The following is an 11,093-nucleotide window of genomic DNA, read 5'->3' on the forward strand; positions in this document are numbered from 1 at the left end:
CTGCAGCACGTTTGTTTTGCCCATGATCCCAGCGCAAATCGCGTCCGATTTCCGAGGTTATGCGCAAGCGGTGACAAAGCATTAACCAATCTTGTTCATGGTCGGACGGGTTCCAAACTAGTCTCTTTGTTGCCGGATGTCGTCGATGAAAAGCGTGATCTTGTCCAGCGTCCTGCCGATGGCAGTCGTGGTTTCAACAACTGCCGGCATGGCCGAAAAGACCTTTGCGGCAGAACGGGACAAGAAGTTCTTTCAATCGGTGGAGGGCGAATGGGTCGGCCCGGGGGAAATTGTCGCTGGCAAATACAAGGGCACGAAATTCACCTGCAATTTCACCGGTTCGACGCCGGACGGCAAGATCGGCATGTCGCTCGACGGCGGTTGCCGCGTCGGCATGTTCACCCAGCAGATGTCGGCGACGATCCAGCACAAGGGCCGCGAGGGCTACAAGGGCAGCTTCATGGGCGGCGCCGCCGGTTCCGGGCTCGACATCATCGGCGGCAACGTGGTCAGCGCCAACAAGGTCGTCTTCACGATCAACCGTAACCAGTTGCGCGGCGTCATGCAGGCTCTTGTCCCCAACGACAATTCGATGACAGTGACGGTTGCGGTGCGCGTCGAGCAGCAATTGGTGCCGGTCATCGGCATGAAGCTAAAGCGCGTCGATACGCTCGAAGTCGGCTCCATCGCGCCGTGAGTAGTGAATGGTGAATGGTGAATGGTGAATGGTGATATCACTTCAGATTACTACTGACTACTGACTATTCACTATTCACTATTCACCAAGAAAACGGCAGCCACGGCCACCGGAGCGCGTCTGCAACACTGCTGCACCAGTTTCCGGATTCGGACTGTTCGATCTCAGCCGAAGCCCCTATCTTGGCCGCTCGATGCCGCAGCACGTGCAGCGGTCCCTAGAGAGAACGGAACGGCAGGCATGGCGGCAGAAGCAGCGGGCAGCGATCTGATCCACGTCGTGGCGCTGCTCGCCGCAGGTGTTGTCGCCGTGCCGATCTTCAAGCGCATCGGGCTTGGCTCCATCCTCGGCTATCTGGCGGCCGGCGTGGTCATCGGCCCGTTCGGCATCGGCATCTTTTCCGAATCGGAAGCCATTCTTCACGTCGCCGAGCTCGGCGTCGTCATGTTCCTGTTCATCATCGGGCTGGAGATGCAGCCGTCACGGCTGTGGGGCCTGCGCCGGGAGATCTTTGGCCTTGGGGCATTGCAGGTCGGCGTCTGCGCGCTGTTGCTGACCGGCGTAGGACTGGCGGGAGGTTTTCCGGTCTCGCAATCCTTCGTCGCCGGCGCCGGTTTCGTGCTGACCTCGACGGCGATCGTCATGCAGCTTCTGGAGGAACGCGGTGAGATCGCCGCGCCCAAAGGCCAGCGCATCGTCTCCATCCTGCTGCTCGAAGACCTGGCGATCGTCCCGCTGCTGGCGCTGATCGCTTTTCTGGCACCGGGCGGCGCCGATATGAGCGTGACCCAGCGGCTGACGGAGGTGGGCATCGGTCTTGCCGCCATCGTCGGGCTGGTGCTGGCCGGGCGTTACCTGCTCAATCCGTTCTTCCGCATCCTGGCGGATGCCCGCGCCCGCGAAGTGATGACCGCCGCCGCCCTTCTGGTCGTTCTGGGGTCGGCGCTTGCCATGCAGCTTAGCGGCCTGTCGATGGCGATGGGCGCTTTCCTGGCCGGCGTGCTGTTGTCGGAATCCACCTTCCGCCATCAGCTCGAGGCCGACATCGAACCATTCCGCGGTGTGCTGCTCGGACTGTTCTTCCTCGCTGTCGGCATGTCGCTCGACCTGCACGTGGTTGCCCAGAACTGGCGGCTTGTCGCCATCTACGTCGTAGCCTACATGGTGATAAAGGCGATCGGCATCTACCTCGTCGCCCGCATCCTCAAGACCGGCCACCGGGAGGCGCTCGAGCGCGCCGTCTTCATGGCGCAAGGCGGCGAATTCGCCTTCGTTCTCTATTCCGCCGCCGCGGCGGTCGGCATCATCGACAGCCAGGCTAACGCGACACTGACGGCGATCGTCATCATCTCCATGGTGCTGACGCCGCTGGCCATTCTGGCATTGCGGTATCTGACGCCGCGCGACGAGCAGTCGCTCGAAGGCGTCGACATCGCCGATGGCCTGACCGGCAGCGTGCTGATCATCGGCTTCGGCCGCTTCGGCCAGATCGCCAGCCAGCCGCTGCTGTTGCGCGGGATCGACGTCTCGATCATCGACAATGAGGTCGAGATGATCCAGGCGGCGGCCGATTTCGGTTTCAAGGTCTATTATGGCGACGGCACGCGGCTGGACATTCTGCGTGCCGCAGGCGCCGGCCGCGCGCGCGCGGTGTTGATCTGCGTCGACAAGCCCGATGTCGCCGTGCGGATCGCAAAGCTGATCAAGGCGGAGTTTCCCCTGCTCACCGTGCTGGCACGCGCTTTCGACCGCGGAACCGCACTGCAGTTGATACGTGCCGACGTCGATTTCCAGATTCGCGAAACCTTCGAATCAGCGCTTGTCTTCGGCGGCTCCACGCTGGAAGCGCTGGGCGTCGACCCGGAGGAAGTCGCCGAGGTGATCGAGGACGTCCGCCACCGCGACGCCGCCCGTTTCGAGTTGCAACTCGCCGAAGGGGTTCGCGCCGGAGCGCGCTTCCTCAAGGGCAATATCGGCACACCCATTCCGACACCGCTCAGCCAGCCGCGCCGCTCCGGTCAGGCGCTCAATGAAGAAACCGCCGGCGTTCTGCACAAATCCGAGCCTGCCGACTAACACGTGGAGACACAGATGACCGTACTGGACGAGCGCGCGCTCTCCGTCACCCAATTCTGGCGTGACGCCGGGGAAGATGCATGGTTCGAGAAGAATGACGCCTTCGACGCGAAGTTCCGCAACCGGTTTCTCGACCTGCATTACGCTGCTGCGCGGCGTGAATGCGACGACTGGTCGGAGCATGCCGAAGGCTCACTGGCGCTGATGATCCTGCTAGACCAGTTCCCACGAAACTGTTTTCGCGGCACCGGCCATATGTATGCCACCGACCCGCTGGCAAGGCATTTTGCCGAAAAGACGATCGCCGCCGGCCAGGATCTGGCGCTCGAAGAAGAGCTTCGCGTCTTCCTCTATTTGCCTTATGAGCATTCGGAAGATCTCGCCGACCAGCACAAATCGGTCGACCTCACCACCGCCAAAGCCCAAGCCTATCTGAAATATGCCGTCGAGCATCTGGAGATCATTCAGCGCTTCGGCCGCTTTCCGCACCGAAACAGGATGCTTGGCCGCGAGACGACGCCGGAAGAACAGCTGTTCCTCGACGGCGGCGGATTTTCCGGCTGAACACAGTGCAGGGCAATCGCCTCAGACCGTCAAGCCAGCCACCAATCCCGGCCGGACGGCAATCGCTCGATGCCGGCGCTGTCGAGAGCGGCAAGCCGCTCCGCCACGCTTCTGCCGTCGACGGTGAGGTCAGGCGCGATCTCGGCCAGTGGCGCCAGAACGAAAGCGCGCTCCAGCATGCGCGGATGCGGTACTTCCAGCCCGGTTTCGTGGATGATCCGATCGCCGAACACCAGAATGTCGATGTCGATCAGCCGTGGACCCCAGCGCTCCTCGCGCACCCGCTTCAGCCTGCGCTCGACGTCGAGACAGAGATCGAGCAATGCATGTGGCGCGAGCACGGTCGAAATTTCGGCGGCCGCATTGAGAAAATCCGGCTGGTCGAGCTTGCCCCAGGGCGGCGTGCGGTAAAGCGAGGAGACGACAACGACGCGCGCGTTCCTGTCGGCGTCCAGCATGCGCAGCGCCGCGCCCATCGACCTTGCCGGGTCGCCGAGATTGCCGCCAAGGCTGAGGTAGACAGTATTATTCGGGCCAGACAACGGTCACCTCGACATGATCGAGCACACCGGGCACCGGAGCGTTCGGCTTTCGCACGGTAATCTCGGCCTTTTTGATCTGGGGAAACCGGGCCGTCAGCGCCCGGGCCACCTCCAGCGCCAGCGCTTCAATCAGAAAACGCCTCTCCCCGGTGATGATCTTTTCGATCACCCCGAAAGCAACGCCATAGTGAACGGTATCCTCGATGGAATCATCGACCAGCGCGCGGCCGGGTTCGACGGTGAGCGCAGCGTCGACATAGAAACGCTGGCCGAGCGTCTCCTCCTCATCCAGCACGCCGTGCCGAGCGAAGAAGGCGCAATTTTTCATGCGGATGATATACATCGCTCAGCGTCCTGCTCGATGAGAGCGATGCGCGTCCGCTTGGGCGCACAGACTACGCTCTAAGGCTTTTAATCTACGCATTTCGATTTGCGGGCCATGCGGCGGTTTCGCGCGCCAGCATAGCATCCGCAACCGCCAGCGCATCCACATTGATTGCGACATCGTGGACGCGAAAAAGCTGCGCGCCCTTGAGCCTCAGTATGACGCTCGTCGCCGCTGTTCCGGCCCCCCTTGCCGAAGCGTCGCGGCCGGTGACGGCGCCGACGAAGCGCTTTCGCGATGTGCCGGCCATCAGCGGAAAGCCCAAGGCATCGAGCTCGGAAAACCGTGCCATCAGGTCGAGATTTTCCTCCGCGGTTTCCTTGGCGAAGCCAAAGCCCGGATCGAGCACGATCTGGTCGTCGGCAACGCCGCTTCGCCGGGCGATTTCCAGGGACTTCCCGAGGAAGAAAAATTGATCCTCGATCACGTCGGGCAGTTTTTGCCTGTCACGCCCGGTGTGCATGATGACAAGCCCGGCGCCGGTTTCGGCCGCGACCCGCGCGATGCCCAGTTCGCGTTGCAGGCCCCAGACGTCGTTGAGGATATGCGCGCCGGCGGCGACGGCAAGCCGGGCGGTGTCCTCGCGATAGGTGTCGACCGAAATCAGCGCCTCGCCGAGCCCGGCCAGCGCCTCGATGACAGGCAGCACGCGGGCCTGCTCTTCCTCGATGGCTACCGGAGATGCGCCGGGGCGCGTCGATTCCCCGCCGACGTCAATGACGGAGGCCCCCTCTTCCACCATCCGACGCGCCTGGGCGATCGCCTGTTCGGGCGCGACGAACAGCCCGCCGTCGGAAAAACTGTCCGGCGTGACATTGAGGATCCCGACGATCACCGCCTTGCCGGCAAGGTCGAGATGGCGCCCATGCGCCAACTGCCATCGCCCTGTTGTCATTGTCGTCATTGTCCATCAACCATGTGTGATCCGCCAAAGATCAATTCCGTTGCGCCGGCAGCGGCCGTAGCGCAAGGTAGGCAAAGAGGCAACATGATGAAACGATCACTGCTTTGCGCCCTGATGCTCGCTTGTTCTGCCTTGCCGGCGGGCACGGCGAGTTTGGTAAAGACATATAGCTATTTCAGCATCGGCGGCAGAACGCTCGATGATATCGGATCCCAGCTTACGAAACTTGGACCTCGGGTGAAAAGCACCGGAATGCGGCATCCAGGCGCCACGCAGATGGCGTTCACCACCCGCGTCAGCTATGCGGAAAAATCGAATTCCTGCGCGATTGCTGACGCCGACGTCACTCTCAAGGTCAAGGTGATCCTTCCCGAGTGGCGCCGCCCGCGCAAGGCCGACGCGGGCGTCAGGCTGTTTTGGGATACATTGTCGGCCGACATCAAGCGCCATGAGGACCGCCATGTCGAGATCGCCAAGAACCATGCCAGCGAACTCGAGGCTGCGCTGAAGGCGACCCACCCGCGCAAGACTTGCCAGGAGGCCAAGGCCAGGGCAGCGGAGATTTCCGCCGCTATTCTTGCCAAGCACGACCGTGCCCAGATGCAATTCGACCGCGTCGAAACCATCAATTTCGAAAGCCGCATCCTGCGGCTGATGCGTTATCGCATGCAGCGGATCGAAAAAGGCCGGCTGCCGGGTTAGCTCAGGCCAGATGGCAAGGTCGATCCTCGTGGAGTAAGAGCTCAGCCGGCGACGCCGAGCTTCTTCTGCAGGCTGGTCGACGACGTCGTATACTGGAATACGATGCGCTCGCCGGGGCTGACGATGCGCTTGGCCGCCTGCGCCATCAGGGCGACCTCGTGGAAGCCCGACAGGATCAGCTTCAGCTTGCCGGGATACCAGTTGATGTCGCCGACGGCGAAGATGCCCGTTACCGACGTCTGGAATTTCTCGGTGTCGACCGGGATCAGGTTCTCATGAAGATTGAGCCCCCACTCGGCGATCGGCCCGAGCTTCATGGTCAGGCCGAAGAACGGCAGCAACCGAGTGCACGGCACCTCGGTGTCACCGTCGGGTCCCTTGATGGTCGCCGCCGAGAGATGGCCGTCCGTGCCGGTCAGCCCGGTCACCTGCCCGACCTGGAAATCCAGTTCCTTCATCTCCTGCATGGCGTACATCTTGTTGACACTGTCGGGCGCCGCGCGGAACTCCGGCCGCCGATGGACCAGTGTCACGCTCTTGGCCACCGGCTGCAGGTTCAGCGTCCAGTCGAGCGCCGAATCGCCGCCGCCGACGATAACCAGGTCGTGGCCGCGGAATTCCTCCATCCGGCGAACCGAGTAGAAGACGCTCTTGCCCTCATAAAGCTCGATGCCCGGAATTGGCGGCCGCTTCGGCTGGAAAGAGCCGCCGCCGGCGGCAATAACCACAATCTTGGCTTCAAACACCTCATTCTCGTCGGTGATGACGCGAAAACTGCCGTCCTCGAGCTTTTCGAGGCTCGAGACCATGCGGTTAAAGGTGAAGTCAGGCTTGAACGGCGCGATCTGCTCAAGCAGTCTGTCGACCAGGCCCTGGGCCGAGATCGATGGCAGGCCGGGAATGTCGTAGATCGGCTTTTCCGGGTAGAGCTCGGCGCATTGCCCGCCGGGCCGATCGAGTATGTCGATCAGATGGCATTTCATGTCAAAGAGGCCGAGCTCGAACACGGCGAACAGGCCGACAGGCCCTGCCCCGACAATCAATACGTCCGTCCTGATGATATCGGTCATGAATGCGCCTTCGATGCGCATGACCCGAAAATCGGAATCGATTCTCGCCGGGGATCCTGCGCCAAATCACGGTGCTACAGCGTCCTATGCGCATCCGAGAGAACGCGCGGCATTATAGAGAACGGCGCGACACTGCATGACCATTAGCCCGCTGCCAAGCCGGGGCCGGAAAAATCGGCTATATCTGGCGCTTAAGCCTCCACGCTTCAACCCTGGCGGGCGGGCACGCGCACAACCAGGCCGTCGAGAGCGTCGCGCACCTTGATTTGACAGGAGAGCCGTGAGTTCGGCTGGACGTCGTAGGCAAAGTCCAGCATGTCCTCTTCCATTGCTTCCGGCTCGCCGACCTCCGCCGTCCACGCCTCATCGACATAGACATGACAGGTCGCGCAGGCGCAAGCGCCGCCGCATTCGGCCTCGATCCCCGGCACGGCGTTGCGGATCGCGTTCTCCATGACGGTCGAGCCGTTTTCGGCATCCACGTCAAAATGTGTGCCGTCATGGGCGATGAAGGTCAGCTTGGTCATTTGTCACCTGAAGGGAGTCCCAGCCGAGATAATCACTCCCGCTGACAAGTCAACTGCGGCGCGAAAGCGGCGCTCTATGCCGTTTTTTTTCGGAAATGGGTTTAACGGCTGATGGCGGCGACGAATTCGCGGACTTCTTCGATCAGGGAGCCAAGCCGCTTGAGGGTATTGGTATCTTCAGGTTGAAGTTCGATCGCGCCGGCGCACTCGGCAACAGCAAAGGCGCCGACGCCGCGCGCCGAGCCTTTCAGCCCGTGCGCCAGGAGCAGTCTTTGCTTCACATCGGCGTCGACGATCCTGTCGCGAACCGACAATGCCTGCTGCACGAACAGCGCCAGCACCTCCTGTTCGAGGCTGCGGTCGCCCATCGTTTGGCGCGCCAGATGCGCCAGGTCCACGGGCCGCGACCCGGCCGTTCCCGACACATCGCCGCCGGGCATCGAGAAGGCAATGCCGTTTTCGCCACGCATGACTCTGCAACTCCGTTCTTCCAGCCGCCAAAAAACAGGCAGCCGCCAAAAAATAGGCCCATCCTGTGGACGACGGGTTAATGATTGGCCCGGAAAAATGTTGCGATAGCGGCGCCGGAATCACAGCTCTGTTAACCTTATATTTAAAGTTTTACGTATCGCACCGAATGCAGGTTTTCTTTACCCCGGTGTGTCATTACGATACGAAAGGTCCATTTTCAGCCTCTTGCGTGGGACACGAAAAGCAAAATCAACAAGTCCGCGGCAGCTTGTACAGGGTAGCGAAGGCATGGCGAAGAAAACAACGACGACAAGAACGCTCGACAACGACGTAGCCAGGGAACTCGAAAAAGCACTTGAAATCGATCTGAGCGGCGATGCCGGCGGCGACCTCGACATCGCAGCGTCGATGGAGGATCTGGAAGCGCAGATATCGCAGGCCGCCGACGAGTTGGCACGCGAGGGCCGTGACCAGGATGCCGAGCCTGTCGCCAACCAGAACCAGAATGCCGAGCCTGTCGTCAACCAGAGCCAGAATGCCGAGCCTGCCGCCAATCAGGACCAGAAAGCCCAGGACCAGCGAGAAGCGGCAAACGCCAAGCCGGCTGAACCGCGCCCTGCTGAACTGCGCCCTGTTGAAACGCGCCCTGTTGAAATGCGCCCTGTGGAAACCCGCAATGGCACGCAGCCGGCCGGCTTCACGCCGGCCAACGATCCTCGTCAAAAAGATTACAAGACGCTGCTGCACACCCTCAATCGGCGTGCCTCGAACACGATCTACTGGGTCGTGGCGCTCGTTTCGCTCGCCTGGATCGCGGGCGCCGGTGCATTGGCCAATCTGCTGTTTGGCCCAGGCATTTGGCAAATCCGCACGCCCGACCAGTTTTTCGCCCGTCCCGAACTGATTGGCCTGGCGATCGCTGCGATCCTGCCCGTCCTCCTGTTCTGGGCGTTTGCAGCCATGATTCGCCGCGCGCAGGAGATGCGCATCGCCGCTCAGTCGATGACGGAGGTGGCCTTCCGCCTGACCGAGCCGGAGCAAATCGCCCAGGATCGCGTCATGATGATCGGGCAAGCCGTCCGCCGCGAGGTTGCGGCCATGGGTGAAGGCATCGAGCGCACGCTTGCACGTGCCGTCGAACTCGAAACCCTGGTCCACAGCGAGGTCAACCAGATCGAGCGCTCCTATTCGGAGAATGAATCCCGCATCCGCACGCTTGTCGACGGGCTGGGCAGCGAGCGCGAAGCGGTGGTCACCCACGCCGAACGCGTGCGCGCCTCGATCACCGGCGCGCATGAGACGCTGAAGGACGAAATCGGGGCTGCCAGCGACGTCATTCGCGACAGCATCCTCAACGCCTCGACCAACCTGTCGATGACCATCACCAATTCCGGCGACACGCTGATCGACAGGATCAACCAAAGCTCGCTGTCGATCTTCGATTCGGTGGAAGGCCGGCTCGAATCGATCACTGAGCGGCTATCGACCTCCGGCGAAGCCTTCGCCAGCCTTCTCGACACACGCATTGCCAAGCTGACGGAGACGACCGACGGCCTCACCCGGTCGCTGACCGATCTGCTCGACGATCGGACCTCCGGCATGGTGTCGCTGCTCGGCGGCGCCGCACGCACGCTCAACTCCGAATTTGAAGCCAGCCTTGATGGCATCGAGCGGACGCTGGCCGAACGCGGCCAGGTGCTGATCAGTGAGTTCCAGACCCGCGCCGAAGCGCTGGACACCGGCACCCAAAAGCTCAACGCCGCGCTCGAGGCCCGCGCACGCCAGATCAACGAGACCCTGGTCGAGCGCGCGCGCGAAATCGCCCATACCTTCCAGGAGAGCAAGGAGACGCTTTCGGCGATGATCGATCAGGGCAAGGCCCAGATCGGCGCCGACATGGCCGACATCGTTTCGTCGACCTCGTCCATGCTCGAAGCACGCGCTGGCGATTTCGCCGGCCGCATGGAAGCGGCCCGTCATGTGGTGTCGCGCGCCTTCGACGCCGACATCCAGCGGCTTGCCGATGCCCGCGTCGGCATCGAGGAGGCTGTCGAGAACCACAGCCGCAAGCTTTCCGAAAGCCGCGAACACATGACGGCGGCGATGCAGGCCGATCTGGAGAAATTCGCCGAAAGCCGCGCCGGCATCGACGCGGCTGTCACCGACCAGGTGCAAAGGCTTGCCGAAGGCCGCAACCTGATCTCGCGCGCCCTCGAGGAGGATCTGCGCAAGGTCAACGAGTCGCGCGCCGCCATCGATGCGTCGCTCGGCAGCCATCTCGAACAGCTCGAAGAGGGCCGCAACAGGCTTTCGCAGGCCTTGAACGAAGACTCCGGAAAACTTGTACAAGCCCGCACGATCATTGACGAAATGGTTGCCGGACATGTTGGCAAGCTCGCCGAAGGCCGCAGCATTCTTTCACGCGCTCTCGATGCCGATCTCGGCAAGCTGGCCGACAGTCGCGCCAGCATCGACGGCCTGGTCGCTGGCCAGGTCGAGAAGATCGCCGAAGGTCGCGCCCTACTTGCCAAGGCTTTGGAAACCGACATTGTCGGCATCAAGGGTCTCATCGAGGCCCATTCCGCCAAACTGGCGGAAGACCGCAGCGAGCTTTCGCGTTCGCTCGAAGACGACCTGTCGGGCATCCGAGGCCTGATCGAGGACCATTCGGGCAGGCTCGCCGACGATCGCGGCCTGCTTTCGCAAACGCTCGAGGCAGACCTTGCCAAATTGGCGGAAAGCCGGTCGAGCATAGACGGGCTGGTCGCCGGTCAGGTCGAGAAGCTGGCCGAAGGCCGCGACATTCTCAAGCGCGCGCTCGAATCCGATCTCAACACGATCAAGGAGGTCCTTTCAGGCCAGTCGGAAAAGCTGGCGGAAGACCGTGGTCAACTCTCGAAGGTGTTGGAGGCCGACCTGCAGAGCGTGAATGGCCTTATCTCCGATCACATGAACAGGCTCGCCGAGGACCGCTCAATCCTGTCGAAGGCGCTCGAAGACGATCTCGCCAAGCTGGCGGAAAGCCGGTCGAGCATCGACGGGCTGGTTGCCGGCCAGGTCGAGAAACTGGCCGAGGGTCGCGACATTCTCAAGCGCGCGCTCGAATCCGATCTCAACACGATCAAGGAGGTCCTTTCAGGCCAGTCGGAAAAGCT

The 11,093-nt window shown here is 62.0% G+C and carries 10 protein-coding genes and 1 pseudogene; 5 read left to right on the plus strand and 6 right to left on the minus strand.

The window, feature by feature from the left end:
* The first annotated feature begins 145 nt into the window (after positions 1 to 145).
* The 3 genes from AC0L16_RS25965 to AC0L16_RS25975 all read left to right on the plus strand — a co-directional run bounded on the left by AC0L16_RS25965 (position 146) and on the right by AC0L16_RS25975 (position 3,337).
* The gene (locus AC0L16_RS25965) at positions 146 to 697 is read left to right on the plus strand and encodes a hypothetical protein (RefSeq protein ID WP_473624121.1); all 552 of its coding nucleotides are present in this window, start codon (positions 146 to 148) and stop codon (positions 695 to 697) included.
* 240 nt (positions 698 to 937) lie between these two features.
* A complete protein-coding gene (locus tag AC0L16_RS25970; RefSeq protein WP_473624122.1) occupies positions 938 to 2,773 on the plus strand; it encodes a monovalent cation:proton antiporter-2 (CPA2) family protein in 1,836 nt (611 codons plus the stop codon).
* A 15-nt stretch (positions 2,774 to 2,788) separates the two neighbouring features.
* Positions 2,789 to 3,337 carry a DUF924 family protein gene (locus tag AC0L16_RS25975; RefSeq protein WP_473624124.1) on the plus strand — a complete coding sequence of 183 codons (549 nt, stop codon included), beginning with the start codon at positions 2,789 to 2,791 and terminating at the stop codon, positions 3,335 to 3,337.
* 29 nt (positions 3,338 to 3,366) lie between these two features.
* Here the strand turns inward: AC0L16_RS25975 and folK are convergent, their stop codons facing one another.
* The 3 genes from folK to folP form a co-directional block, all read right to left on the minus strand.
* Complete coding sequence (gene folK, locus AC0L16_RS25980) at positions 3,367 to 3,879, minus strand: 2-amino-4-hydroxy-6-hydroxymethyldihydropteridine diphosphokinase (RefSeq protein WP_473624125.1); 513 nt, start codon at positions 3,877 to 3,879, stop codon at positions 3,367 to 3,369.
* Positions 3,863 to 4,222, minus strand: a complete 360-nt coding sequence (gene folB / locus AC0L16_RS25985) for a dihydroneopterin aldolase (protein ID WP_292483108.1) — start codon at positions 4,220 to 4,222, stop codon at positions 3,863 to 3,865. Before folB ends, folK begins: the two co-directional genes overlap by 17 nt.
* 73 nt (positions 4,223 to 4,295) lie before the next feature.
* Positions 4,296 to 5,159 carry a dihydropteroate synthase gene (gene folP / locus AC0L16_RS25990; RefSeq protein ID WP_473624127.1) on the minus strand — a complete coding sequence of 288 codons (864 nt, stop codon included), beginning with the start codon at positions 5,157 to 5,159 and terminating at the stop codon, positions 4,296 to 4,298.
* A 93-nt stretch (positions 5,160 to 5,252) separates the two neighbouring features.
* Here folP and AC0L16_RS25995 point away from each other — a divergent pair, with 93 nt between their 5' ends.
* A complete protein-coding gene (locus tag AC0L16_RS25995) occupies positions 5,253 to 5,870 on the plus strand; it encodes a DUF922 domain-containing Zn-dependent protease (protein WP_473624128.1) in 618 nt (205 codons plus the stop codon).
* A 41-nt stretch (positions 5,871 to 5,911) separates the two neighbouring features.
* Here the strand turns inward: AC0L16_RS25995 and AC0L16_RS26000 are convergent, their stop codons facing one another.
* The 3 genes from AC0L16_RS26000 to AC0L16_RS26010 all read right to left on the minus strand — a co-directional run bounded on the left by AC0L16_RS26000 (position 5,912) and on the right by AC0L16_RS26010 (position 7,937).
* Entirely contained in the window at positions 5,912 to 6,940 is a 1,029-nt protein-coding gene (locus AC0L16_RS26000; RefSeq protein WP_473624129.1) for an NAD(P)/FAD-dependent oxidoreductase, read from the minus strand.
* Positions 6,941 to 7,146: 206 nt separating this feature from the next.
* Positions 7,147 to 7,467: a 2Fe-2S iron-sulfur cluster-binding protein gene (locus AC0L16_RS26005; protein WP_006334837.1), complete on the minus strand. Its 321-nt coding sequence runs from the start codon at positions 7,465 to 7,467 to the stop codon at positions 7,147 to 7,149.
* A gap of 101 nt (positions 7,468 to 7,568) precedes the next feature.
* Positions 7,569 to 7,937: an Hpt domain-containing protein gene (locus tag AC0L16_RS26010; protein ID WP_473624130.1), complete on the minus strand. Its 369-nt coding sequence runs from the start codon at positions 7,935 to 7,937 to the stop codon at positions 7,569 to 7,571.
* A 289-nt stretch (positions 7,938 to 8,226) separates the two neighbouring features.
* Between AC0L16_RS26010 and AC0L16_RS26015 the strand changes: the two are divergent.
* Positions 8,227 to 11,093 (plus strand): annotated as a pseudogene (locus AC0L16_RS26015) (kinesin); the annotation flags it as partial.

The sequence above is a fragment of the Mesorhizobium sp. WSM4848 genome (assembly GCF_055811375.1).